The following is a 25,425-nucleotide window of genomic DNA, read 5'->3' on the forward strand; positions in this document are numbered from 1 at the left end:
CCGCGCCCGCCCGGCGGTCAGCCCTCCGAGCTGGCCGAATCGGTGGGGGACTCCTCCAGTTCGAAGTCGCTGGGGTCGTAGGACGGCACCCGGCCGGGATCGTCGCCACCGCCGTCACCGTCACCACCACCGCCACCGTCGTCGTCCACGGTGACCTGACCGAACGGCAGCAGCGGCGCCAGGTTCGGGAACGCCACGTACCACAGCAGCGCGACCACCCCCGTCACCAGCAGCACCGAACCGACGAGTTTGCCGGGCAGCCCGAACGGCAGCTTGCGCCAGATCCATCCATACATGGTTATCCCAGTGCCTCCGGTGGCAGTTCGTCGCCGCGTTCCCGGGTGTCGAGCAGATTCCCCCACACGAAGTAGCGTTCGTAGTTGTCCCACCAGGGGTGGCAGGTCATCAGGGTCAGCCAGCGGTCGTCCTCACCGGGTTCGACACCGGGTTGGTTGGGGACCGGCGCGACCGCCTCCAGCGCCGTGGGACTCAGGATCGCGCTCTCGGTGATCTCGTAGATGTAGAAGTTGCTCATCGTCTCGACGACGACCACGTCGCCCGCCTTCAGCACGTCGATGTGCCGGAAGATGGCCGGGACGTTGTGACCGGCGAGCGCGAAGTTGCCCGTCTCGCCGGGCATCGCGCTGTCCTCGAAGTGGCCGGGCGCGGTCTCGATGTCGTCGAGGTCGGTGCCCTCGACGATGATCCACGGTTCGGGCCGGATCTGCGGCATGTACAACCGGGCGATCGCCTCACCGGGCAACGGGTCGAGGGTGGGGTCTTCCTCGGCGTCCGCCCAGTCCTCGATGAGCTCGGTCTCCTTCTCGTCCTGTGCCGCGGTGATCTCGGCGCTGGTCCCCCAGATCATGTAGGCCGAGAACAGCAGCACCACCGCGCCGAGGGTCACGAACACCTCCGCGAACACCCGGACCGCGCGGCGTCCGCCCGCGCCCGACGCCGCCGGGTCGTCGCGGTGCCGCCGGATGGCGCGCCGCCTGCGGGCCTCGGGGACCTCCGGGTCCGGTTCGGGGCCGCGTTCGCCGCGTCCCGGGAGCCGGGGAAGGAGTGTGGTCTCGTCGGGACCGGGGATGAGGCTCAGTGGATCGGATTCGTCGACGGGTTCACGTGGGGGACGGGGCGGTATCGGCTCCGGTGGCACCCTCGCGACGCCTCGCGCGGGCGGCGGCGGGGGTGGGCGCTGGTCGTCGTATCCGTAACCGAAGTCGTAGTCGTCGTCGAACCCGTCGTCATATCGCGGGTCGTAGCGGTCGCTCACCTGGGTACCTCCGCGTCAATCAGGTTCAACGGCCCGTCGTACGCCGGCATCCGGCGGTCCTCGAACTCCTCGGTGGAATATCCGAGTCCAAAATCCGCCGCGGCGGCGCGGAAGGCACGCACACCCGGTGCGTCGTCCAGCGACTCCATCATGGCATCGCGGTCACCGATGGCGGCGATCACGAACGGAGGGGAGTACACCTGCCCGTGGAGGAGCAGTGTGTTCCCGACGCAGCGCACCGCGCTGGTGGAGACGACCCGCACCCCCATGATGGTCATGGCCTCGGCGCCGCCCGCCCACAACGCGTTGACCACCGCCTGCACGTCCTGTTGGTGTACGACGACGTCGTCGACGGTGGCGCCGTGCGGCAGCCGCCCGTCCACCCGGGGCGCGTCGTCCAGCGACACCTGGACGCCCGGCCCGTGGACGGCGGTGAGTCCCGCCGCCGCCAGCCACTCGGAGGCGCGTTCCTCCTCGGCGGTGACCCCGGAGTCGTCGGTGAGTCCTTCGGCGAGTTCCTCGACCTCGGTGCCCAGCGCCTCGTACTGCTCGGTGAGGTCCTGGACCTGCGCGTTGCGTTCGGGGATCAACTCCCGCAGTTCGACGTCCTGCTCGGCGCGGAGGCTGGTGCCCCCGGCGGCGGAGGCGGTGGCGCTGAGCAGCGCGCCCGCCGCGAACAGCACCAGGACGGTGACGGCCGACCAGCGCCGTTCGCCGGAACGGTAGTCGCGCCACGCCCGGCGGACCCGGTCGCGGGCGCGCCGCGGCGCCGGGGAGTCGCTCGGCGCGGTGCCCTCACCGGCCGGGGTGTCCTCACTCACCGTCATCCCTTTCGTCACACCGCGCGGGGTCGGCGGGAACCGACCGCGACCACGTGCCGCGACAGCGGGTAATGTGCGTCATGCGTCACCCCGCCCAACAACAAGCCTATCCGCAGGAACGAACCTTTCCAGGCGGCGCACGAAGGCGCATCGTGTCAGCACGGTGATTCCCGGCTACGCTGTTTGTCTGGTCTTCCCTCAACAGGAGTTTCATCAATGCCCAAGTCGCGCGTTCGGAAGAAGAAGGTCTACACGGCTCCCGCCGAGCTGCGCCCGAAGACCGCCGAATCATCCCACCAACCCAGTCCGACCTGGGTGCCGGTGTTGGCGGTGTTCTTCATCGTGCTGGGAATCGGCTGGCTGGTCTCCTACTACCTGTCGAACGGAACGTTCCCGGTCGCGGTGTGGGGCCTGTGGAACCTCGGTATCGGTTTCGCCTGCCTGATCGTCAGCCTGCTGGTGCTGTCCCGCTGGCGGTAGCCACCGCCGCGACCGGGTTTTCCACAGCCTGTGGATAACTCCCGGTTCAGGTGTTTCTGCTGGTCAATGCCCTTATCTTGTCCACACGCGACGCCGGGGAGGCCCGGTTGTCCACAGGCTGTGGACAACCGGATTCCTCCGGCCGCAGGTCCCGGCCGCGTGAACCGGCCGGTTGTGGATAACTACACCGGTGTGATCAGTTCGAAGACGGTCGCGTTGGCCATGCCGCCGCCTTCGCACATCGTCTGCATGCCGTAGCCGATGCCCTCGGCGCGCATGTGGTGCAGCAACGTCGTGGCGAGGCGCGCACCGGTCGCCCCGAGCGGGTGGCCCAGGGCGATCGCCCCTCCGAGCGGGTTGAGGCGCTCGGCGGCGGCGCCCGTCTCCGCCAGCCACGCCAACGGCACGGGCGCGAACGCCTCGTTCACCTCGAACGCGCCGATGTCCGATACCGACAGCCCGGCCCGCGTGAGCGCCTTCTCGGTCGCCGGGATCGGCCCGGTCAACATCTCGACCGGGTCGGAACCGACGACGACCGCCGTGTGGACCCGCGCCCACGGCGTCAGGCCCAGCCGCGCCGCCGTCTCCGACGTGGTGACGAGCAGTGCCGCCGCGCCGTCGGAGATCTGCGAGGCCGAACCCGCCGTGACGACGCCCTCCGGGTCGAACGCCGGCTTCAGGCCCGCCAGGACCTCCCGTGTGGTGTCGCGGCGGATGCCCTCGTCGGCGGTGAAGTCCTTCACCGGGGTGATCTCGGCGTCGAACCTCCCGGCGTCCTGCGCGGCGGCGGCCTTGTGGTGCGAGGTCAGGGCGTACTCGTCGAGCGCCGCCCGGTCGAGTCCCCACTTGCGGGCGATGAGCTCCGCGCCGACGCCCTGACTGAACGGGATCGGTGCCTCGGTCTGGAAACCGAGCCGGCCGTCGTAGCGGCGCCGCACCTCCTCGCCGTAGGGGGCGCCGACACCGTCGCTCACCGACGAACCCATCGGCACCCGGCTCATCACCTCGACACCGCCCGCCACCACGACGTCGTGGAAGCCCGCGATGACGGCGGCCGCGGCGTTGTGCAGCGCCTGCTGGCTCGACCCGCACTGCCGGTCGACGGTGGTGCCGGGGACGTGCTCGGGCCAGCCCGCCGCCAGCACCGCGTTGCGCCCGACGTTCCAGGACTGTTCACCGACCTGCGACACGCAGCCGAACTGGACGTCCTCGACCAGGCCGGGGTCGATGCCGGTGCGTTCGGCCAGGGCCGTCAACACGGTCGCGGCCAGGTCGACCGGATGGGTCTCCTTCAGTGCGCCCTTACGGCGTCCCACTGGGGTGCGCACGGCACCCACGATCACTGCATCACGCATTACCCAAGAGTAATGAGACCGGCGGTCGGGTGCCGGGATCGTCGGAGGATGGTGGCAGACTTGTCACCCGTGGACACCAACAGGCGGCAATGGCGGGTACCCCGCAAGGTGATGGGCGCGAAGTTCGCCGCTGCGGGCGTGTTCCTGGTGGCGGCGCTGTGGTTCAGCGACGACCCCGCGCGGCTGTTGGTGGCGGCGGTCGCCGCCGTCGTGTTGGCGGGTTACGGCGCGCGCGACCTGAAGTTCCCGGTGCGGTTGTCGGTGGGGGCCGACGGGGTGGCGGTGTCGCGCGGTTACCTGGTCCGGCGTGAGATCGCCTGGGGCGAGATCGAGCGGATCCGGGTCGATCGGCGTAAGCGGCTGGGCACGGCCACCGAACTGTTGGAGATCGACATCGACTCCACGCTGTTCCTGTTCAGCCGGTACGACCTCGACGCGGCGCCGGAGGAGGTGCGGGACGAGCTGCTGCGGTGGCGCGACGACTCCCGGCACCGCGACTCGGCCCCGAAGCGGACCTGACCCGCCCGTTCCGCCTCGCCTCCCGCGCTCGGCCGCTGCCCGTTCCGACCCCGCTCTCGCTCCCATTCGCCCCCTCGTTCCGCTTGGTCCCCGCCATTGCGCGCTTGGTCCTCGCCGAATGGGGATGAAAGGTGCGAAACGGTCAGGGGTGCCGACCGGGCGGGGACCAGGCGCCACCGGACGGGGACCAAGCGCCACCAGGCGGGGACCAAGCGGTCAAGGGAGTGGGGCCGGAACCGGGCGGGGAGGCGGGCAAACGCGGATGCAGGGGTCTCACGTACCCGACTAGGATCGGCTGCTATGAGTCACGTTCTCTCCGCGGTCGCCTGGCCTTATGCCAACGGCCCGCGCCACATCGGTCACGTATCAGGCTTCGGGGTTCCCGCCGACATCTTCAGCCGGTACATGCGCATGGCCGGTCACGACGTACTCATGGTCTCCGGAACCGACGAACACGGCACCCCGATCCTGGTCCAGGCCGACGAGGAGGGCCTGAAGCCGCGCGAGGCGGCCGACAAGTACAACAGGATCATCGTCGAGGACCTCAACGCCCTCGGAATGTCCTACGACCTGTTCACCCGGACCACGACCGGAAACCACTACGCCACCGTCCAGCAGATCTTCACCGCCCTGTACGACAACGGGTACATCCTGGCCAAGACCACGATGGGCGCCATCTCACCGTCCACCGGCCGTACCCTGCCCGACCGCTACATCGAGGGCACCTGCCCGATCTGCGGTTACGCCGGTGCGCGCGGCGACCAGTGCGACAACTGCGGCAACCAGCTCGACCCGGAGGACCTGATCGAGCCGAGGTCGCGGATCAACGGCGAGACGCCGAAGTTCGTGGAGGAAGAGCACTTCTTCCTCGACCTGCCCGCGTTCGCCGACGCGCTCAACGCGTGGCTGGACACCCGCTCCGGGTGGCGGCCCAACGTCGTACGGTTCACGCGCAACCTGCTGGACGACCTGAAGCCTCGCGCGATCTCCCGCGACCTCGACTGGGGTGTCCCGGTGCCGCTGGAGGGCTGGATCGAACGGCCCGACAAGCGGCTGTACGTGTGGTTCGACGCCGTCATCGGCTACCTGTCCGCCTCCATCGAGTGGGCGCGCCGCAGTGGCGACCCGGAGGCGTGGCGCAACTGGTGGCAGAACCCGGACGCCCTGTCGTACTACTTCATGGGCAAGGACAACATCGTCTTCCACTCCGAGATCTGGCCCGCGATCCTGTTGGGCCACAACGGTGAGGGCGCCAAGGGCGGCAAGCCGGGCGAGCTGGGCGCGCTGAACCTGCCGACCGAGGTCGTCTCCAGCGAGTTCCTGACCATGGAGGGTAAGAAGTTCTCGTCGTCGCGCCGGGTGGTCATCTTCGTGCGGGACTTCCTGTCCCGCTACGACGCCGACGCGCTGCGGTACTTCATCGCCGTCGCCGGGCCGGAGACCCAGGACACCGACTTCACGTGGGCGGAGTTCGTCCGCCGCAACAACGACGAACTGGTCGCCGGGTGGGGCAACCTGGTGAACCGTTCCGTCGCGATGGCCGCCAAGAACTTCGGTGCGATCCCGGAGGCCGGTGAGCTCACCGACGTCGACCGGGCGCTGCTCGCCGAGACCCGGGCGGCGTTCGACACGGTCGGGGAACTGTTGGGCGGCAACCGGATCAAGGCCGCGGTCGGTGAGGCGATGAAGACGGTCGCCGCCGTCAACAAGTACCTCGCCGACACCGCGCCGTGGAAGCTGAAGGACGACCTCGACCGGATGGGCACCGTCCTGCACGTCGCGCTGCAGGCGGTGGACGACTGCAAGACGCTGCTCGCGCCGTTCCTGCCGTTCTCGGCGCAGAAGATCCACGAACTGCTCGGCGGTGAGGGCGTGTTCGCGCCGATGCCCCGGATCGAGGAGGTCCCCGACCTCGACGGCACCGGTCCGCTCCAGGACGGCACGTACCCGATCCTGGTCGGCGACTACACGAACGTCCCCAAGTGGGAGTCCCGGCCGATCAAGACCGGGCACCCGTTGCAGAAGCCGACGCCGATCTTCGCGAAGCTCGACCCGTCGGTGATCGAGGAGGAGCTGGAACGGCTCGGTTCCTGAGTCGACGCGCAGACCGGCGGCACCGGTACCCGTGAGGACACCGGTGCCGCCGGTCTGCTGTGGACTGATGCCGGATCGCCGGCGTCGCGCCGGTCAGGCGGGTACGGGGCACTCGGACCGCGCGCCCTCCTCGAACGCGGCCCGGAACGCCGTCGCGTCGAGTGTGGACATTATCGCGGCGGTGATCCGGTCCACGTCACCGCGTTCCCCCTCCGGCAGCGGCGCGCCGGACGCCTCCCGTGCCGCGGCGGCGGCACCCAGCAGGCGCGCGGCGCCGTGGGGGTCACCGGCGAGCACCCGGGCGCCCGCCAGGCCCTCCCGGGCCAGCGCGACCGCGCGCCGGTCACCGAGACCTTCGGCCACGGCCAGGCCCTCCCGGTGCAGGCGTTCGGCGGCGACGGCGTCACCGCGCAGTTCCGCGATGAATCCGAGCTCGGCCAACGCCAACGCGACACCGGGACCGTCGTTGGCCTTGCCGCACCAGCCCTTGATCCGGATCCATCGTTCCTCTGCCGCGTCGAGCCTGCCCCGTCGCCGTTCCAGCATCGCCAGGCCGCTCTCCGCGAACACCCCGCACTGCGGGTGTGAATGGGTGGTGGCGAGCGCCAGGCTCCGGCGGTGGTAGTCCTCGGCGGCGTCGAGATCGCCGGTGAGCAGTGCGATCCGGCCCAGCCCGGACAACCGGTCGGCGACCTCGGGCCAGATGTGCAGTTCCTCGGCGGACTCCAGGGCGGAGCGGCGGCTGCGTGCCGCCTCCGCGTAGTCGCCGCGGATCTCGGCCAACGCGCTGGCGACCGCGGTAGCACGCAGTTGGCCCCACCGGTCGTCGAGCGCCGTGAACGCCGACAGCGCGGCCTCGGCGTCGGCGGCGGCCGCCGCCAGTTCGCTGCGCAACAGCAGGTGGTTCGCGCGCACCGTGCGCATCGCCGCGGCGCCCCAGTGGTCGCCGTGGTGTTCCAGCACCGACAGCGCCCCGTCGATGTGGTCGACCGGGGTCGAGAAGTCGCCCAGGGTGGTGTGCACGTATTCGAGGAACCACTGGAACCTGGCCCGTTCGGCGGGGTGGAACCCGTCGAGGCCACGCAGCGCGGCCTCGACGCGCGCCCGGCTGTCGGTGCCGTCTCCGGCGAGGACCGCCATGCCGGTCCGCCACGCGCGCGCCCGTGCGTGGTGGACGGTCCCGGTGCCGCCGTGCCGTTCGGCGCACTCCAGTGCCGCCGCCAGCGACCGGTCGGCCTCCCGGTACCGGCCGCGCAGGAACTTGTACCAGCTCAGTCCGGCGGCCAGCCGCAGCGCCGTCTCCGCGTCGCCCTCGGCCACCGCGACGTCCAGGACGGCGCGCACGTTGAGGGTCTCGGTGTCGAGCATCGCCAGGTACGCCACCTGACCGGTGCCGCACAGCGCCGTCTCCGCCCGTTCGGTGAGCCGGAGGTAGTGGTCGCGGGCGCGGCGGCGCAGCGCGGCCGCCTCGGCGGGGTCGTCCAGGCGTTCCGTCGCGTACGCGGCCACCGACTCCAGCAGCCGGTATCGCAGCCGGTCGGTCCCGCCGACCGACACGAGGCTGCGGTCGACCAGCCGTGCCAGCAGGTCCGCGACCCGGCCGGGCGGCAGGTCGTCGCCGCCGCACACCGCCTCGGCGGCGTCGAGGGTGCAGCCGTCGGGGAAGACCGTCAACCGGCGGAGGACCCGTCGCTCGTCGGGTTCCAGCAACTGCCAGCTCCAGTCGATCACCGCCCGGAGGGTGCGTTGCCTGGCGGGGCCGCCCCGGTTCCCCGCCGACAGCAGGGCGAAGCGGTCGTCGAGCCGGGTGGCGAGTTCGTGTACGCCCAGACCCCTCACCCGGGTCGCGGCCAGTTCCAGGGCCAGTGGCATACCGTCCAGTCGGCGGCAGATCGCGGCCACCGCCTCGGCGTTCCCGGCGCGCAACGCGAAACCGGGCGACGCGGCGGCGGCACGGGCGACGAACAGCGCGACGGCGCCGGTGTGCCGTAGCTCCACCGGGTCCGTCGAGTCGGTGACGGTCAACGCCGGTACCGGCCACACCTGTTCACCCGGCACCCGCAGTGGTTCCCGGCTGGTCGCGACCAGCCGCAGCCCCGGTGCGGCCGACAGGAGCCCGGCCGCCAGTGCTGCCGCGGCCTCCACCAGGTGCTCGCAGTTGTCGAGTACGACCAGGACCCGCCTGTCCCGCAGTGACGCGGCCATGCGGGCGACGATGGGAAGTCGCCGGTCGCCGTCGTCGCGGACTCCGAGCACCGCCGCGGCGACGTCCGGGACGATGGACGGGTCGTCGATACCGGCGAGTTCGACCAGCCACACCCCGTCGGGGAACCGGTCCCGGACGTCGGCGGCCAACCGGGTCGCCAGCCTGGTCTTGCCGACACCGCCCGGCCCGGTCAGGGTGAGCAGCCTCGCCGTGTCGAGGCGGCCGGCCAGTTCGGTGAGCGCGTCGTCCCGGCCGATCAGGTCGTCCGGTGCCGCCGGGAGGTTCCCGGGCCGGGCTTGGGCGGGCGCCGCGGCCAGTGCCGGATCCTGCCGCAGTACCCGGCGGTGCAGGTCGGCCAGTTCCGGGCCGGGATCGACGCCGAGTTCCGCGGTGAGCGTGTCCCGCAGCAGTCGGTAACCCTCCAGCGCCTCGGCCTGTCGTCCGCTGCCGTACAGGGCGCGGATGTGGGCGGCGCGCAGCCGTTCCCGGCGGGGATGGGCGGCGACCGCCTCGGCCAGTTCGCCGCTCACGGCGGTGTACTCGCCGAGTTCCAGCCGTGCCTCCGCGCGATCCTCCACGGTGGCCAGTCGTTGTTCGGTGAGCCGGGTGACGACCGGTCGTGCGGAGGAGGCGTCGTCCAGTTCGGGGAACGGTTCGCCACGCCACAGGGCCAGCGCCTCGCCCAACAGTGCGGCCCGGTCGGCGGGGTCGGCGGCCCGCCGGGCGGCCTCCCGCAACCGCGCGAACCGGCCGGTGTCGACGTCGTCGGCGGGAACGTCCAGCAGGTAGCCGGTCGGGTGGGACACGACGAGGTCCCGGGCGCCGGGTTCGGCGGTGTCCAGGGCACGGCGCAGCTGGGAGACCTTGGCGCGCAACGCGGGCAACGGTTTCGCGGGAGGATTGTCGCCCCACAGGTCCGCGACCAGCCGGTCGGTGGAGACCGGGCGCCCGGCGTCGGTGAGCAGTGTCGCCAGCAGCATCCGCACCTTGGCCTCGGGGACCCGCACCGGTTCCCCGGCGGACGTCCACACCGCCAACGGACCCAGCACCCCGAAACGCATGACGGCCAGGTTAGATCGCGGCCGGCCGCCCGGCAAACCGGTGGTCACGGGGGCGGCCCGTGAATAGCCCGGCCACCAGCGGTTATGGTCCACCGCAACCGGAACCGAAGCTTTCCGTAACCGGTGTTCCGCACGCTCGTCCCATGACCGACACACACGTCTCGAAGGCAGCACTGGAACCCGTCGCCCTGGGCGACATGACCCTCCCGAACCGGCTCGTCATGGCTCCCATGACGCGCGCCCGCGCCGCCGACGGCGGCCTGGTCACCGCGCTGACCGCCGAGTACTACGCGCAACGGGCCTCCGCGGGACTGATCATCACCGAGTCCGTCGCCGTCAACCGGGTCGGCGTGGGCTTCGTGTCCATCCCCGGACTGCACGACCCCGCGCAGGTCGCGGCGTGGCGGACGACGACCGAGGCGGTGCACGCCGCCGGCGGCCGGATCTTCGCGCAGCTCAACCACGCCGGCCGGATCGGGCACCCGAGCCTCCACCCGGCGGGAGCGCCACTGCTGGCGCCCTCGCCGGTGGCGTACGGGGAGACCTACACGCCGCAGGGGATGCTGGAGAACCCCGAACCACGGGAGATGACCCTCGCCGACGTCGAGGCCGCCGTCACCGACTTCGCCCGCGCCGCCCGCAACGCGGTGGACGCGGGGTTCGACGGGGTGCAACTGCAGGCCGGCAACGGATTCCTCATCCACCAGTTCCTGTCCGACAACGCGAACCTGCGCACCGACGCGTACGGCGGCACGGTCACCGGCCGGATCAGGTTCGCCGTCGAGGTGACCGAGGCGGTGGCGGGCGCGATCGGTGCGCACCGGGTGGCGGTGCGGTTGACGCCGGCCAACCCGTACAACGGCGTCGCGGAGCCGGCCCCGGAGCGGTCGTACCGGGAGCTTGCGACGGCGTTGCCGCGTGGGCTGGCGTTCGTGGAGGTGTCCGAGGCGGGCACCGCCGACCACACCGACATGATCCGCCGCGCCTGGGGTGGCGGATTCGTGGTGAACCCGCAGGCCGCCCCCGGGGACGCGCCCGCCGACCCGGCGCGGGGCCTGACGGTGCTGCGGGACGGCCGGGCCGACGCGGTCACCCTGGCCAAGCCGTGGCTGGCCAACCCGGACCTGGTGGCGCGGATCGCCGCCGGCGGCCCGTACAACACGCCGGACTTCCAGACCATGTACGGCGGAGCCGGGGCGGCCGGATACACGGATTACCCGACGCGGGAAGCGGCCGAGACCTCGCTCGCCGGCGCCGGTTCGTGACCGGGCGGGCGGATCCGCTCGTGAGGAAGGGAGAAGGCGCATGAGCGCACTGGTGGTCACGGGGCATCCCCGTACCGGTTCACTGACGGGACGGGCCGCCCGGGCCGCCGCCGACCGGTACGGTGCCGATCTGCTCGACCTGTACGCCGAGAAGTTCGACCCGGCGCTGACCGAGGCCGACGAACCCGACTGGCACGACCCCGGGAAGTCCTACAGCGCCGAGGTACACGCCCACATGGAGCGGATCGAGGCCGCGACGGAGATCGCGGTGGTGTTCCCGGTGTGGTGGTTCTCGCCGCCGGCGATCGTGAAGGGCTGGATCGACCGGGTGTGGAACCACGGTTTCGCCTACGGGGCCGACCGGCCGCGGCTGGCCGGGAAACGGATGCTGTGGTTGGGCCTGGCGGGTGGACCCGAGGGGTACTTCACCGCGAACGGTTTCCACACCGCGATGGACCGGCAGCTGCGGATCGGGGTGTCCCGGTTCTGCGGGATTCCGGATGCCGCGCTGCACCTGGTGTACGACACGGAGCACCGTTCCGGGGACGACGTGCTCGCCGAGGCGGCGGCCGCGCTGGACGGTCTTCTGGCGGGATGAGGAGCGGGCGGCGGGCCGACCGGCCGCCGCCCGGCCCGCCCGTCTTCATCCATAGTGGAATGCGCTGCCGGGGGCGTCCGCGCCGCCCGCATCGATGGACGCCGCCGCCGCTAGGTTCGGGGGATGACCCACACCTCCCATCTGGCCGAGACCGCGGCCGCCTACGACGCGGTCGCCGAGCTGTACACCGAACTGACCTGGGACGAACTGCGCGGGCAGCCGCTCGACCGTGCCATGTTCGCGGCGTTCGCCGAGCTCACCCGCGACACGGGACCGGTGCTGGAGGTGGGGTGCGGTCCCGGCCGGATCGTCGCCCACCTCCATGACCTGGGGCTGGAGGTATCCGGTGTGGACCTGTCACCGGCGATGATCGACATCGCCCGCCGCACCCGTCCCGGCCTGCGGTTCGAGGTGGGGTCGATGGACGCCCTGGAGACCGCCGACGGCGGCCTGGCGGGTCTCGTCTCGTGGTACTCGGTCATCCACAGCCCACCGGAGACGCTGCCGGGGTACTTCGCGGAGTTCCGGCGGGTGTTGCGGCCCGGCGGCCACCTCCTGCTCGGTTTCTTCGAGGCGGAGGCGCGGGAGGTGACGGCGTTCGACCACCGGGTCGTCACCGCCTACCGGTGGCCGATCGACGGGTTGAGGGAGCACGCGCGTGAAGCCGGATTCACCGAGATCGGCCGGATGTCGCGGGAACCGCACGGCGACGAACGGCCGTTCCGGCACGGGCGCCTGCTGCTGCGACTGGGCGGCCCGGCGTAACCGCTTCGCCGCCGTACCGACCGGTGTCTAGTCCGGCCAGGTGACGGCGAACGGCAGCAGCAGGCACAGCAGCCGTTCACGTGAGTCCATACCGGACGGTCCTGTCCATCGCAGTGCCGTCCCGTTCCACTCGGCGAGGACCCGTCCGGCCGGGTCGAGGACGACGGTCGGCCGGGCGTGCTGGTCGGGGCAGTGGCCGACGAGTCCGTGGGGGCCGCGCAGTTCGTATCCGCGCGTGACGAATCCGGTGCTGCGCAGTTCCCCGACGGCGTCGCCGTACCGGTCGGTGACCAGGAACCGGCGTCGTACCGCGTCGGCGGGTTTGAACACGGTCACCAGGGTTCCGGCGGCCGGGTCGGTGACCGTGAAGTCGCGTCGTTCCCGGTGGGGTGCGCGGCTGAGCCGCCACGCCGACCACCGCCAGGGCGACGGCGGCACCTGGCTGATCCGCGCGTATGTCGCCGTCCCGTCGCCGAGGTCGCCGGTGACCGGGTCGTAGTGGACCGGCGCGGACTCGGGCGGCAGCGCCGCCGCCAGGACCTCCGGACCGGACGGCGCCGCGGTGCCGGTCTCGGCGTGCAGTCGGCGCCACTGTCGGGGCGGGACGGTGTCGGCGGGATCGAGCGACCACAGGACGGTGTGGTCGCCTGCCGGGTGGACGCTCCCGAAGCCGGGGGTTTCGCGCGGTTCCCGCAACCACAGCGCCAGTCGGGGCCTGCGGACCGGTGGGCTGCCGTACCGGTGGGCGGCGTGTGTGACTTCGCGGTCGTCGGGGGCGACGCCGATGTGCCGGACGTCGCCGCGCGGCACGGTCAGTGACCGGAACCGCCTGCGGACGGTCACGCTGTCGGAGTGGACGGTGAGGCGGGTGCCGTCGAGGACCGCGAAGGCGGCGACGACCAGCGCCGCCGCCGTGACCACGCCGCACATGATCGCCGGTTGCCACAGTTCGCGGCCTCCCAATGCCAGTCCGGTCGCGGCGACGGCCGCCGGGACCGCCGCCACCGTCAGCCAGAAGGGCAGATGCCTCGTGCCGCCGTGCAGCCGGATCGGGTACCGGACGGGCGACGGACGTGACGGGTGGGAGTGGGTGGCTCCGGAACCGGGGGACCGGCGGCGGTGCCGGAGCAGTTGCAGGGCCGCCACCGCGCCGGCGAGGGCCACGGCCGTCAGGGTGACGACGGTCGGGATGTCCATGGCCTGAGCGTAGAGCCGTCGTCCCACCGCCGTCCCGCCCGCGGCGGCGTGGTCACGCCAGCAGCAGGAGCAGTCCGATCGCCAGCATCACGACGGCCGTCGCCCCGTGGACGCCGTAGACGGCCGTCTTGGGGCCGCCGCTGCGCGCCACGATCACCGCGTCGGCGACGGGTGTGGCGGCGACGGCGCAGATGTACCAGCCGAGTAGTTGCGGGGTCGCGCCGGCCAGCAGGATCAGGAGGGAGACGCCGTAGACGATGTCGCGCACCGATTTGACGGCCAGCCAGGACCGGAAGCGGTGGTCCTCCGTCGGGGTGTCGGGGATCCCGAAGCCGGCGGCGTTCCGGGGCGCCCAGATCGCGGACGTCCCCATGAGGATGAGGCCCACGCCGAGGAGGCCGGTGAGGGCGTTGGCGATGTGGATGAGCATGAGGGGTCTCCTACCTTGGATTGGCTAGCGATGCTAGGAACGATAGCGACGATACATTGTCGTCGGTAGGATGTCTAGCGTTGCTATCATCACGACATGTCCGCCGTCAGTGAACGCCGTGAACGTGAACGCGCCCAACGCCACCGACTGATCGTCACCGCCGCCCGCGAACTCGCCGAATCCGAGGGCTGGGACGCGGTGACCACCCGGCGGCTCGCCGAGCGCGTCGAGTACAGCCAACCGGTGCTGTACAGCCATTTCGCCGGCAAGGAGGCCATCGTCGGCGCCGTCGCCCTGGAGGGGTTCGGTGAACTCGCCGCCCGGCTGGGCGGGGCACGGCGGGAGGCCCCCGAACCGGGCCGGGCCGCCCTGCACGCCGTCTGCGGCGCGTACCTGGACTTCGCGGAAGCGCACCCCGCGCTCTACCAGGCGATGTTCCACCTGCCCAACGATCTGAGATTCGCCAGCGACGAGACCCCGGCGCCGATGCGGGCGTGCTTCGACGAGTTCGTCCACTGTTTCCGGCCGGACGGGCGGCCCGAACTGTTCGCCGAGGTCACATGGAGTGCCCTGCACGGCATGGCGGTCCTGTCCGACACGGCACGCGTCCGCCGGGAGGAGCAGGCGGAACGGCTCGACCTGCTCGTCGCCCGGCTCGCCGACGCCCCGTGAGAGGCCGCGCCGGCGGAACGGTCGCGACGTCGCCGCCGGGACCGTTCCGCCGCACGGCTCACAGGGTGAGCCGCCAGGAGTCGATCCGGCCGGTGTCGCCGGGTCCGTGGTCCTGCACCGACAACCGCCACGAACCGTCGGCGGTCTCACCCGACAGGTTCACGCGGTAGGTGGCGTGGACGTCGTCGGCGCTGTCGTAGTCGTTGAAGTCGGCCACCGGGTAGGCGGTGCCGTCGGGGGCGAGCAGCCTGATCACGAGGTCGCCACGCCAGGTGTGGGTGATGTCGACGGTGACCGAGGCGGTGGCGGAACCGGAACGGCCGCAGGCCGACACGGTGGCGGGGGAGTACACGGTGGTGTGGTCGACGATGTTCACCGGTCCGGCGGACACGGCGGTGCACGGGTCGGCCGGCGGGGTCCCGTCGTCGTCCACCGCGAGCGTCCAGACGGCGTGCGCGGTCGCGTCCGTCATCCGGTCGAGCGCGGTGACGTTGATGTTGCCCGGCAGGGAGTCGCAGGACGAGTGGTAGCAGGGGTCGAAGGACCTGCCCGCGGTGCCGCCCCACTTCGCGGCCTGCGCGGTCGTCTTACGGGCGGAGGCGCCGGTCGACAGGAAACTCGTGGGCACGCCGGCGTTGCGGAACGGCCCGTCGTCGCTGCAGCACTCGGTCATCTCCTCGGGGGCGGCGCCGACCGAGGTGAGGTATTCCCGGAACGGCGCGCTGTAGGCGCCGTTGATGTTGTCCACGAAGTACCCGGCGTTGGAGCTGCCGACCATGTCGAGGTTCAGGTACGCCTCGATGCCGGAGACGCCGGTCGTGCGCACGTAGTGGTTGGAGCCGCGCAGGCCGGACTCCTCGTCCGCCCACCAGGCGAACCGCAGGTGCCTGGTGACGGTCGGGTCCTGCGCGGCGAGGGTCAGGGCGACCTCCAGCAGCGCGGCCGAACCCGAGGCGTTGTCGTTGATGCCGGGACCCGACCTCACCCCGTCCAGGTGCGCGCCGAGCATGATGGTCTGGGAGGTGTCACCGCCCGGCCAGTCGGCGATGATGTTCTGATCCTGTCCGTAGCAGCCGGTGCAGGTCTGCCGGGTGACGTCGAATCCGGCGGCCGTCAGTTCGGCGGCGACGTAGTCGGCGGACCGGTCGTATCCGGTGGTCCCGGCGGCGCGGTTGCCGCCGTTGGCGTCGGCGATCGACTGGAAGCGGGTCAGGTGGGCCTGTACCGCCGCCACGTCGATGTCGGGTGCGGCGGTGGTCGTCGCGGCGCTCGCCGCGCCGGCGGTGAGCAGTGAGGCGGCGAGTGCGACGGCGCCGGTGACGGCGAGGAGTGGTCGTCTGGACATTGACGCTCCATGATGGTGAGTCGCTGTGCGCGTCACCGCTGTGACGCGCCGTGGCCGCAGAATACCGCTCTCCGTTATTGATTTACATATATAAATAAGGCAGTAGTTCGGCGAATGTCCGTCCGTGATTCACCACGGTGGACCCCGCACTCTCAGGGCAGAAATCCGCAAGGCCGTGGGCGCCGTCGCCGCCGCCGGGCCGCTACCTTCGAAACGGACGCCGGACACCACCCGTGCGACACGGCGACCCCGGAAGGAGAGCCGACGTGAGACTTTCAGCCGAGGAGATAGACGCGCTGGCGGACCTCGCCGACGCCGCCGCCGACGAGGTACGCGCCGCAGGCCGGTCCCTCGCCGCCGACCGGGCCGCACCACCACCCGGTCTCCACCTCACCGACGCCCTCACCGAGGTGACCGCACTGTGGGAGACCAAGGTCGCCCGCTGCGCGGCCGACTGGGACGCCTACCGCGACGCCCTGCGGTTCACCGCCGACCACGTCGTCGCCACCGACGAGGCCAACTCCTTCCGCTTCCCCACTCCGGAACAACTGGTGATCCGGTGATGGACTTCCCCCGGCTGCGCGACTGCGACCTCCAGGCTCTCGGCCGCGTCGTCGACCGGTGGACGACCGCCGTTCACCGGCTCCACGGCGCCCGCACCGACGGCGGCGACGTCGCCGTGGCCGTCACCCGCGCCACCTGGGAGGGCGAGGCCGCCGAGGTCGCGCAACGGCGCGTCGCCGCGCACGACGCGCAACTCGACGCCGCCGTCACCGAGGCCACCGCCGTCCGCGACGTCCTCGCCGACACGCTGTCACTGCTGGAGAAGGCGAAGGCCGGACTGACCGCCGTACTCGACGAGGTCGCCGCCGAACCGGCCCTCACCGTCACCGACACCGGCGAGGTCCGGCACCTCCCGCCTCCCGGCACCCCGACCACCCCGCACCACGAACTGCTCGCCGAACGCGCCGCACGACTCACCGAACTCGTCGCCGAGGCCGTCACCGAGGCCACCGAGGCCGACGACAACGCCGCGATCGCCCTACGATGGACGGTCGGAATCGGCGTACCCGGCGACGGATTCCGTTCCGCGCCGGTCGGCCTCGCCGCCGCCGACCTGCTCAGGCGCCACGGCGCCGACCCCGCCGCGATCGGCGACACCCCGCTCACCACGGCGGAACTGGCGGCCCTGCGCGCCATCGCGGTCCGCGACCACGTCGGTGACGTCGCCACCGGGACCGGCTGACCACGACACCCGCCGATGTCACGCCGCGTCACCTCCCGTGGCCGCATTCGGATCTGGACCGGGGTGGCGCGGGTCTGATTGAATCGCCGCGACAGTGGTGCCCTCTACTGCGGAAGTGCCCGATGGAAAACGACCTACCCCTCATGCGCCGGTGCGGCGGCGACGTCGCCGACTGCGGCGGCCGTATCCGACGACACCTCGAAGACAACACCGACAGACTCGACATCACCGACAACCCCGGCTTCGACACGGTCACCGCCCTCTCGACCGTGAGCGAGGAATGGCGCAACCAGGTGACCGGATTCGGGCGGCGACTCGGCGACATCGGCCGCGTCGTCCGCCTCACGGCGGACGAACTCGACGGCCAGGACGTCGACAACGGAGCCGCCATCGACCGGCACGCCTCACCACCCCCCATCGTCTGATCCCAGGAGCCCGCCCGTGGTCAGCTTCACCGATCTCAAATCCGCCGTACCCGAAAGGATCCGCGACGCCGCCACCGCGTTCAGCGGACTGTCCGGCAACCTCGACCAGCAGCTCGACCCGCTGCGCACCGCCGGAACCGGCATCCGCGACGCCTGGACCGGGCCGGACGAGGTGGGCGGCACCGCCGCCGTCTCCGTCCTGCGCGACCAGCACCGCCGCGCCTCCATCGCCCAGGCCGACCTGGCCAGTATCTCCGGAGAACTGTCCACACTGGCCGACACGGTCGAACTCGCCAAGTCGGACCTCCTCCAGGCGTTGGAGGACGCGAAGGGGTTCGCGCTGGTGGCCGAGGACGGTTCCTCCATCCGCCTCGACATGGCGCGGCTGCGCGCCGACGGTGTGGACCCCTCCGACGTCAAGCACTACATGACGTCGCTGCGCGGCATCGCCGACCGGATCGCCGACGCGGTACGCAAGGCCACCGAGGCCGACCAGACCGCGAAGGCGCGTATCGCGCTGCTCGTGCCCACCCTGACCGGTCAGCCACCGGACGCGGCGGACGTGCCGGAGCCCGAATCCGACTGGACACCGCAGGAGGTCCACGACTGGTGGCTCGGCCTGACGGCGGCGCAACGCCAGAGCCTGCTGATGCACCGGCCCGAACTGATCGGCCCGCTCGACGGCGTGCCCACCGTCTACCGCGACGTCGCCAACCGCTCCCTACTGCTGGACCAGATCGCCGACGTCCAGTCCCAGCTCGCCGCCGACCCCGACGACAAGCGCCTCCAGGGCATCCTCGAAGGACTCCAAGAGATACAGGACCGGCTGGACCGCGATTCCGGCGGCGCCGGATACGACGACCGGGCGTACCTGCTGCTGATCGACTCCTCCGGCGACGGTCAGGCGGTGGTCGCGGTCGGCAACCCCGACGAGGCCGACAACGTCGTGACCATGGTCCCCGGCACCGGCACCGACCTGTCCAACGTCACGGGCAACATCTCCCGGGTCGACCGGATGGTGTCGGACGCCAACCTGCGGGACCCGGACTCCACGGCCGGGATCCTGTGGTTCGGGTACGACGCGCCCGACACCATCGCGCACGCCGCGCTCCCCGGCTACGCCGAGGACGCCGAGACCGCGTTGCGACGTTTCACCGAGGGGATGGAGGCCGTCCAGGGCGGCCCCGACGAGGTCCGCAACACGATGCTCGGCCACTCCTACGGCAGCACCGTCGTCGGCCACGCCGCTGAGGGCGGCGACGGGGTCCGCACCGACCAGATCATCCTGGTCGCCAGCCCCGGAGTCGGTACCCCGCACGCCTCCGACCTCCAGATCGGCGCCGAGAACGTGTACGCGACCACCGCGCCGAACGACCTCATCCACGTCGTCCCGGACGCGTCGTGGGCGCACGACACCGCACCGGTGATGGAGAGCTTCGGCGCCCAGGTGTTCGAGTCGCCCCCGCACGAGGACGGCCGGATCGCGGCGCACAGCGGCTACTGGGACGACGGCAATCCGGCCAGGGACGCGTTCGCGATGATCGTCACCGGTGACGGCGACGACGTCCCCCGCGTCGACTACCACGAACGCTGGTACCAGAAGTGGCCGTGGGAGTGGTGACCCGCGCGGGGCGTGCCACGCGGGCGGGTTGTCCACCGACGGCCCGGAACGGGTAACACCGGACGGTACCCGTGTCGTCACCGATGACGGGCGGCGCCGGTCCGAGCCGTGACGGCCCCGGACCGGCGCCCCCACCGCACCGCCGAAGGGAACACCATGAGCGAGCCGACGTCCGACCTCGACGAACGACAGGCATACGACCGGGCCGAAGAGCACCTGCGCCTGGTCGCCGACGTACTGCGACCGCCGTTCGGCGTCACGCCGGGACTGCGGAACTCGCTGGCCTACCACGACGTGAACGGCAGGCCGACCGATCTGACCAACGTGGAGGTCAACTACCTGCTGGTGCATCCCGGTGAGGCCGCCGCGGACCGGATCGACGACGCGGTCGCGGCCGACCGCGCCGCCGCGCTGCTCGCGGACAACTCCCGGGTCTTCGGCCAGTTGGAGGCGCTGTGGCTGGAACGCGGCTACGAGGTGGTGACCCGTACCGTCGACCAGCCCCACCGGGTGCTCCGGGTCAGGCACCCCGACGACGGCTTCACCGTGGCGCTCAAACAGGGGAGACAGGGGAACCTGTGGCTCACCGCGTCGTCGCCACCGGTCACGCGGACGGGCGGGCCGCCGCCGGCACCGGCGCTGACGTGACACGTCACGCGGCATGAACCCGCCCGCCCGCCGGTGCGTCCACAGTGCCCGTCCGGGGCGCGACGCCGGTCCACCCGGCCCCGGGCTCCCGTGCCGGGCCGTGACCGGGACGTCGCCGGACGCGGCGCCGCGCGTGCGATGATCACCGCGTGACAGCTCATATCTCCGCCCAGCCGGGCGACATCGCAGAGACCGTGCTCATGCCCGGTGACCCGTTGCGCGCCAAGTGGATCGCCGAGACCTACCTGACCGACCCGGTCTGCTACTCCTCGGTGCGCAACATGTACGGCTTCACCGGTGACTACCGGGGGCACCGGATCTCGGTGCAGGGATCGGGCATGGGCATGCCGTCCGCCTCGATCTACACGCACGAGCTGCTCGCCGAGTACGGCGTCAAGACGGTCGTACGGGTCGGAAGCGCCGGCGCCATCACCGAGCGGCTCGCGCTGCGCGACGTGGTCGCGGGCATCGGTGCCGCCAGCGACTCCAACATGAACCGCATCCGCTTCGACGGGATCGTCGACTACGCCCCGGTGGCGGACTTCGGCCTGCTCCGCGACGCCGTGGACGTCGCCGCCGAGCAGGGCGTGACCGCGCACGTCGGCCAACTGCTCTCCTCCGACGTGTTCTACACCGACCGTCCCGACATGTACCAGCGTCTCGCCGGGTACGGCGTGCTGGCCGTGGAGATGGAGGCGGCGGCGATGTACACCCTGGCCGCGAAGTTCGGCGCCCGGGCACTGGCGCTGGTCACGATCAGCGACCACCTCGTCCACGAGACCCACCTGTCCAGTGAGGAACGCCAGAGTTCCTTCGCGGAGATGGTGGAGATCGCCCTGGCGGCCGTCACCCGTTGACGTCCCGGGGTGGACGGCGTCCATATCCTGCTGACGTGACCCACCCCGCTTCCGCCCCTCCCGCTCCACCCGCCGCCACGCGCCGGTCGGGGCGGGGGATCGCCGCCGGCCTCGCCCTCGCCGTCGCGGCCGGTGTCGTCGGCTACGGCCTGTTCACCGTTTCCCCGGCACCGGCCGTCGGTGCCCTGACCCCACCGCCGATGGACGAGGGCATCACCGGTCACGACTTCACGAACGCGACCCTTCAGCCGTTCGGCTCGCCGGATCCGGTCACGCTGGTGGACGGTGTCGCGTTGAACCCGGGTATGGAGGAGATCGGCGTCGGCTACCACATCGCGCAGGGGCCGGTGTTCGCCGACATCGACGCGGACGCCGACCTGGACGCCGCGATGCTGATGATGTGGTCACCGGCCGCGGGAGCCACCACATACTCCCTGTACGTGTGGACATGGGACGACGGCGCCGTCGCCCAGGTGCCGCGGCAGCTCGATCCGGGTTACCGGGGGCTGCTGACCGACCTGGCGGCGACCGGCACGGCGTTCACCGTCGCGCGCACCATGCACGCGGACCTGTCGGGCCACGAGCAGACCGACACCGTGACGGTGGGGCTGTCCGGCGAGGACCTGGTCCTGACCGATCCGATGTCGGCCGTCGCACCGTGCCTGACCGACCCGGCGGGGCCTCCCGGTGCGGCCGTCGCCGAGAACGTGCCGCCGTTGACCGCTCCGCACGCCGAGGCCGCTCCCGCCGACGTGCCGCGCGACGCCGCGGTGACCACTGTGGAGTCGGATTACGACGGTGACGGCTGGGTCGTCGCGGCGATCCGGTCGGGCGACGTCGTCCACGCCTGCGGCTGGGTGCCGATCGCGGCCGTCGGAAACTAGCCGAGCAGGTCCCTTGAGGACCGGTCGGTCTGGCCGTGAAGGGCGGTCGGCGGTGGCGTCCGCTCGATAGATTGGCGGGCATGGAGTCCCGACGCCCACCTGATCCGGACCGGATGCGCGACGTGGTCGTCGCCACCAACATCGGCGTCTCCACGGCCGCCACCGCCGGTGCCGCGGCGGCCTCGGCCGTGCTCGCCGCCAAGACGACCACCACCACCGCCACCGGCGGCCTGTGGTTCAAGGTCCTCGCGGGGGCGGTCGGTGTCGTCGTGACCGGTGCCGCCGTGACGGCGGTGATCGCCCTCTCCGGGGGCGGTGCCGGCCAGACCGCGGTGTTGACGGTGACGCCGATGGACGAGGGCATCCGGGACTTCGAGTTCGTCGGTGCCGAGTTCCGGTCGGTCGACGGCAGGACCACGGAACTGATCACCGAACAGGAGGTCATGGAGGGCAACACCGGCACCGCGACCGACATCCCCTACTTCGTGCGGGGCGAACCGCAGTACGTGGACATCGACTCCGACAACGACCTGGACGCCGCGATCCTCATCTCCGTCGTCGCCGGCGGCTCCACGCCACAGCTGTACGTGTGGCTTTGGGAGGACGGGAAGGCCGTGCAGGCGAAGTACCCGGCGGCCGTCACCGAGGACTGCGGCGACCACGTCGAGGCGTTCCGGCCGGTCGTCGGCGCGCTGGAGGTCGACCTGACGACCGGCGCGCGGTGCGAACCGGATGCCCGGTTGCAGTCGCAGACGTACCGGGTCACCGTCGTCGACGGGTACCCGGTGAGGACCACACCCGGGTTCGGATCCGTCGACACCTGCGATCCCGCGATTCGGCCGGTCGTCGGCGACTGGGAGGGCGAACCGCCGCTGGTCGCGCCCGCCACCGACGCCCCCGGGGTCGCCGAGGCCGCCGACATCCAGCGGGTCGAACTGCTCAGCCGGCAGCCTCATTACGCCCCGGACTGGCAGCTCGCCCGGGTCACCCTCACCGACGGCGCACAGTCCTGCGGTTGGGTCCGACCGGGCTGAGGCGCCCGTTCACGCCGTGGTGGCCGCCCGACGCCCGTCAGGCCGACCGGTACTCGCCGACCATCCGGACCTCGCCGCGACCCCCGACGATCTCACCCGCGACCCACGCGGTCACGTCGCGCGCCGTCAGCAACGCCAGCGTCCGGTCCACCTGGTCTCCCGGGACCACGGCGGCCATGCCCATGCCCATGTTGAAGGTGCGTTCCATCTCCTCGCCGGCGATGCGGCCGGTCTCGGCGACCAGGTCGAACACCGGCTGCGGCCGCCAACTCGCCCGGTCCACGACCGCGTCCAGGTGCGACGGGAGGACCCTGACGATGTTGCCGGGCACGCCGCCACCGGTGATGTGCGCGAGCGCGTGCACGTCGCACTCGGCGATCATCGCGAGGCAGTCCTTGGCGTAGATCTTGGTCGGGGTGAGCAGTTCCTCCCCCAGGGTGCGCTGCCGGCCGAACTCGGGGACCTCGGTGTCCAGGGTCAGCCGCGGCGCGCCCAACAGCACGTGGCGCACCAGCGAGTAGCCGTTGGAGTGCAGCCCCGACGAGGCCAGGCCGATCACGACGTCCCCCGCCTCGACCTTCTCCGGCCCCAGCAGTGCGTCGGCCTCGACCACGCCGACACCGGTCGCGGACACGTCGTAGTCGTCGGGGCGCATGACACCGGGGTGCTCGGCGATCTCGCCGCCGACCAGGGCGCAGCCCGCGTAACGGCACCCGTCGGTGATTCCCGCGCCGATGTCGGCGATGCGTTCGGGCACCACCTGTCCGCAGGCGATGTAGTCGAGCAGGAACAGCGGCTCCGCGCCACAGACGACCAGGTCGTCGACGACCATGGCCACCAGGTCGATGCCGACGGTGTCGTGGATGTCGAGCTGCTGGGCGATCACGAGCTTCGTGCCGACGCCGTCGGTGGAGGACGCCAGCAGCGGCTGACGGTACTTGTTGACGTCGAGGGCGAACAGGCCCGCGAACCCGCCGATCCCGCCGACGACCTCCGGACGGGTCGTCTTGCGGATCTTGCCCTTGAGGGCCTCGACCGCCCGGTCGCCCGCGTCGATGTCGACACCGGCGTCCTTGTAGGACGAGCCGCCGCGCCACGGCGTGACTTTCCGTTCGGTGGTCATGTGTTCGCCTCTTCCTTCGCAGTCTTGCCGCGGCCGTCGGCCCGCCGGTCGAGCCCTTCCAGGAGGTGCTTTCCGATCACGTCGCCCTCGGGCAGCGGAATCGGGTAGTCGCCGTCGAAACAGGCCCGGCACAGCCGGGTCTTGGGCTGTTCGGTGGCCGAGATGAGACCGTCGAGCGAGACGAAGCCGAGCGAGTCCGCGCCGATCGACCGGCGGATCCCCTCGATGTCGAGGTTGTCGGCGATGAGTTCGGCCTTGGTGGCGAAGTCGATGCCGTAGAAGCAGGGCCACTTCACCGGCGGCGAGGAGATCCGCACGTGGACCTCGAGCGCACCCGCCTCCCGCAGCATGCGGATCTGGGCGCGTTGCGTGTTGCCTCGGACGATCGAGTCGTCCACCACCACGACGCGCTTGCCCTTGACCTGCTCCCGCAACGGGTTCAGCTTCAACTGGATACCCAACTGCCGCAGCGTCTGCGACGGCTGGATGAAGGTCCGGCCCACGTAGGAGTTCTTCGTGAAGCCCAGGCCGTACGGCACCTTGGACTCCTCGGCGTAACCGATCGCCGCCGGAATCCCGGACTCGGGGACCGGGATGACGATGTCTGCCTCGGCGGGGAACTCCCGGGCGAGCCGCCGGCCGATCTCGACGCGCGCGGAGTACAGGTTGCGCCCGGAGATCACCGAGTCGGGGCGGGCGAGGTAGACGTACTCGAACAGGCAGCCCTTGGGTTCCGGTGCCGCGAAACGGGCACTGCGCAGGCCGTGCTCGTCGATGGCGATCAGCTCACCGGGCTCGACCTCGCGGACCGTCGAGGCGCCGACGGTGTCGAGCGCGGCGGTCTCACTCGCGATGACCCAGCCGCGTTCCAGCCGTCCCAGCACCAGCGGCCGCACCCCCTGCGGGTCGCGGGCCGCGTAGAGGGTGTCCTCGTCCATGAAGACGAAACTGAACGCGCCCCGCAGCTTCGGGAACACCTTCAACGCCGCCGACTCGACCGACTCGTCGGGGTACGCCGACAGGAGCCCGGTGACGAGCGCGGTGTCGGAGGTGGTGCCCTCCGCGTCGATCCCGAGCCGCTGGCACTCGGCCGCCAGTTCCGCGGTGTTGGTGAGGTTGCCGTTGTGGCCGAGCGCGATCGTCGTGCCGGTCGTGGTCGACCGGAGCGTCGGCTGGGCGTTCTCCCAGGTGGGGGAACCGGTGGTGGAGTACCTGGCGTGCCCGATCGCCACATGGCCGGTGAGCGGGGCGAGAGTGGGTTCGTCGAAGACCTGCGCCACCAGGCCGAGATCCTTGTAGACGGTCACCGAGGCGCCGTCCGAGACGGCGATACCCGCCGCCTCCTGGCCGCGATGCTGGAGGGCGTAGAGCCCGAAATAGGTCAGTTTGGCGACTTCATCCCCGGGTGCCCACACGCCGAACACGCCACAGGCGTCCTGTGGTCCGGCGTCGTGGGGATCCAGTTCGTGGGTGAGCCGCCCGTCACCTCGGGCCACTGGTGCT

25 protein-coding genes are annotated in these 25,425 nt (G+C 71.4%); 15 read left to right on the top strand and 10 right to left on the bottom strand.

What is annotated here, in order from left to right; all coding sequences use genetic code 11:
• Positions 1-17: 17 nt before the first annotated feature.
• From LX16_RS13480 to LX16_RS13490, 3 genes are read right to left on the bottom strand one after another with little or no spacing between them, the layout of a single operon-like run.
• Positions 18-296, bottom strand: coding sequence for a hypothetical protein (locus LX16_RS13480; protein WP_147138749.1), 279 nt, complete (start codon positions 294-296; stop codon positions 18-20).
• Positions 297-298: 2 nt separating this feature from the next.
• Positions 299-1,276 carry a class E sortase gene (locus LX16_RS13485; protein WP_147138751.1) on the bottom strand — a complete coding sequence of 326 codons (978 nt, stop codon included), beginning with the start codon at positions 1,274-1,276 and terminating at the stop codon, positions 299-301.
• Entirely contained in the window at positions 1,273-2,103 is an 831-nt protein-coding gene (locus LX16_RS13490) for a DUF881 domain-containing protein (protein ID WP_147138753.1), read from the bottom strand. The genes LX16_RS13485 and LX16_RS13490 overlap by 4 nt, the downstream gene beginning before the upstream one ends.
• 210 nt (positions 2,104-2,313) lie before the next feature.
• Here LX16_RS13490 and LX16_RS13495 point away from each other — a divergent pair, with 210 nt between their 5' ends.
• On the top strand, positions 2,314-2,577 hold the full coding sequence (locus LX16_RS13495; RefSeq protein WP_147138755.1) for a cell division protein CrgA: 264 nt from the start codon (positions 2,314-2,316) through the stop codon (positions 2,575-2,577).
• Between the two features lie 182 nt (positions 2,578-2,759).
• Here the strand turns inward: LX16_RS13495 and LX16_RS13500 are convergent, their stop codons facing one another.
• Positions 2,760-3,932, bottom strand: coding sequence for a thiolase family protein (locus LX16_RS13500; protein ID WP_147138757.1), 1,173 nt, complete (start codon positions 3,930-3,932; stop codon positions 2,760-2,762).
• Positions 3,933-3,980: 48 nt separating this feature from the next.
• Here LX16_RS13500 and LX16_RS13505 point away from each other — a divergent pair, with 48 nt between their 5' ends.
• Positions 3,981-4,451, top strand: coding sequence for a PH domain-containing protein (locus LX16_RS13505; protein WP_211354497.1), 471 nt, complete (start codon positions 3,981-3,983; stop codon positions 4,449-4,451).
• Positions 4,452-4,751: 300 nt separating this feature from the next.
• Positions 4,752-6,545 carry a methionine--tRNA ligase gene (metG, locus tag LX16_RS13510; protein ID WP_147138759.1) on the top strand — a complete coding sequence of 598 codons (1,794 nt, stop codon included), beginning with the start codon at positions 4,752-4,754 and terminating at the stop codon, positions 6,543-6,545.
• 93 nt (positions 6,546-6,638) lie between these two features.
• Here metG and LX16_RS27955 read toward each other — a convergent pair whose 3' ends face one another.
• Entirely contained in the window at positions 6,639-9,812 is a 3,174-nt protein-coding gene (locus LX16_RS27955) for an AfsR/SARP family transcriptional regulator (RefSeq protein WP_147138761.1), read from the bottom strand.
• A gap of 143 nt (positions 9,813-9,955) precedes the next feature.
• On the opposite strand from LX16_RS27955, the gene LX16_RS13520 reads away from it, so the two are divergent.
• The 3 genes from LX16_RS13520 to LX16_RS13530 all read left to right on the top strand — a co-directional run bounded on the left by LX16_RS13520 (position 9,956) and on the right by LX16_RS13530 (position 12,440).
• Positions 9,956-11,077 (top strand): alkene reductase, encoded by a 1,122-nt coding sequence (locus LX16_RS13520; RefSeq protein ID WP_147138763.1) that lies wholly within the window; start codon positions 9,956-9,958, stop codon positions 11,075-11,077.
• A 40-nt stretch (positions 11,078-11,117) separates the two neighbouring features.
• On the top strand, positions 11,118-11,675 hold the full coding sequence (locus LX16_RS13525) for an NAD(P)H oxidoreductase (RefSeq protein ID WP_147138765.1): 558 nt from the start codon (positions 11,118-11,120) through the stop codon (positions 11,673-11,675).
• Positions 11,676-11,798: 123 nt separating this feature from the next.
• Positions 11,799-12,440 (top strand): class I SAM-dependent DNA methyltransferase, encoded by a 642-nt coding sequence (locus tag LX16_RS13530; protein WP_147138767.1) that lies wholly within the window; start codon positions 11,799-11,801, stop codon positions 12,438-12,440.
• Between the two features lie 27 nt (positions 12,441-12,467).
• On the opposite strand, the gene LX16_RS13535 is transcribed toward LX16_RS13530, so the two are convergent.
• Positions 12,468-13,637, bottom strand: coding sequence for a hypothetical protein (locus tag LX16_RS13535; RefSeq protein WP_147138768.1), 1,170 nt, complete (start codon positions 13,635-13,637; stop codon positions 12,468-12,470).
• 52 nt (positions 13,638-13,689) lie between these two features.
• On the bottom strand, positions 13,690-14,067 hold the full coding sequence (locus tag LX16_RS13540) for a DUF4267 domain-containing protein (protein ID WP_147138771.1): 378 nt from the start codon (positions 14,065-14,067) through the stop codon (positions 13,690-13,692).
• A 96-nt stretch (positions 14,068-14,163) separates the two neighbouring features.
• Here LX16_RS13540 and LX16_RS13545 point away from each other — a divergent pair, with 96 nt between their 5' ends.
• Positions 14,164-14,739, top strand: a complete 576-nt coding sequence (locus LX16_RS13545) for a TetR/AcrR family transcriptional regulator (protein ID WP_147138773.1) — start codon at positions 14,164-14,166, stop codon at positions 14,737-14,739.
• 58 nt (positions 14,740-14,797) lie between these two features.
• On the opposite strand, the gene LX16_RS13550 is transcribed toward LX16_RS13545, so the two are convergent.
• Positions 14,798-16,084: a M20/M25/M40 family metallo-hydrolase gene (locus tag LX16_RS13550; protein ID WP_147138776.1), complete on the bottom strand. Its 1,287-nt coding sequence runs from the start codon at positions 16,082-16,084 to the stop codon at positions 14,798-14,800.
• 266 nt (positions 16,085-16,350) lie between these two features.
• Between LX16_RS13550 and LX16_RS13555 the strand changes: the two genes are divergently transcribed.
• The 8 genes from LX16_RS13555 to LX16_RS13590 all read left to right on the top strand — a co-directional run bounded on the left by LX16_RS13555 (position 16,351) and on the right by LX16_RS13590 (position 22,799).
• Entirely contained in the window at positions 16,351-16,647 is a 297-nt protein-coding gene (locus tag LX16_RS13555) for a hypothetical protein (protein ID WP_147138778.1), read from the top strand.
• Positions 16,644-17,330 carry a hypothetical protein gene (locus LX16_RS13560; protein WP_147138780.1) on the top strand — a complete coding sequence of 229 codons (687 nt, stop codon included), beginning with the start codon at positions 16,644-16,646 and terminating at the stop codon, positions 17,328-17,330. The genes LX16_RS13555 and LX16_RS13560 overlap by 4 nt, the downstream gene beginning before the upstream one ends.
• 122 nt (positions 17,331-17,452) lie before the next feature.
• Positions 17,453-17,755: a hypothetical protein gene (locus tag LX16_RS13565; RefSeq protein ID WP_147138782.1), complete on the top strand. Its 303-nt coding sequence runs from the start codon at positions 17,453-17,455 to the stop codon at positions 17,753-17,755.
• A 16-nt stretch (positions 17,756-17,771) separates the two neighbouring features.
• Complete coding sequence (locus tag LX16_RS13570) at positions 17,772-19,376, top strand: alpha/beta hydrolase (protein ID WP_147138784.1); 1,605 nt, start codon at positions 17,772-17,774, stop codon at positions 19,374-19,376.
• A 156-nt stretch (positions 19,377-19,532) separates the two neighbouring features.
• Positions 19,533-20,024, top strand: a complete 492-nt coding sequence (locus tag LX16_RS13575; RefSeq protein WP_147138786.1) for a hypothetical protein — start codon at positions 19,533-19,535, stop codon at positions 20,022-20,024.
• A 149-nt stretch (positions 20,025-20,173) separates the two neighbouring features.
• Positions 20,174-20,881 carry a purine-nucleoside phosphorylase gene (gene deoD, locus LX16_RS13580; protein WP_147138787.1) on the top strand — a complete coding sequence of 236 codons (708 nt, stop codon included), beginning with the start codon at positions 20,174-20,176 and terminating at the stop codon, positions 20,879-20,881.
• Between the two features lie 35 nt (positions 20,882-20,916).
• Positions 20,917-21,765 (top strand): hypothetical protein, encoded by an 849-nt coding sequence (locus LX16_RS13585; protein ID WP_147138789.1) that lies wholly within the window; start codon positions 20,917-20,919, stop codon positions 21,763-21,765.
• Positions 21,766-21,845: 80 nt separating this feature from the next.
• Positions 21,846-22,799 (top strand): hypothetical protein, encoded by a 954-nt coding sequence (locus LX16_RS13590; protein ID WP_147138791.1) that lies wholly within the window; start codon positions 21,846-21,848, stop codon positions 22,797-22,799.
• Positions 22,800-22,836: 37 nt separating this feature from the next.
• Here LX16_RS13590 and purM read toward each other — a convergent pair whose 3' ends face one another.
• Both purM and purF read right to left on the bottom strand, forming a co-directional pair.
• On the bottom strand, positions 22,837-23,922 hold the full coding sequence (gene purM / locus LX16_RS13595; RefSeq protein ID WP_147138793.1) for a phosphoribosylformylglycinamidine cyclo-ligase: 1,086 nt from the start codon (positions 23,920-23,922) through the stop codon (positions 22,837-22,839).
• Positions 23,919-25,418, bottom strand: coding sequence for an amidophosphoribosyltransferase (purF, locus tag LX16_RS13600; RefSeq protein WP_147138795.1), 1,500 nt, complete (start codon positions 25,416-25,418; stop codon positions 23,919-23,921). The genes purM and purF overlap by 4 nt, the downstream gene beginning before the upstream one ends.
• Positions 25,419-25,425 lie beyond the last annotated feature (7 nt).

Source organism: Stackebrandtia albiflava (assembly GCF_007994225.1).
Taxonomy (GTDB): Bacteria; Actinomycetota; Actinomycetes; order Mycobacteriales; family Micromonosporaceae; genus Stackebrandtia; species Stackebrandtia albiflava.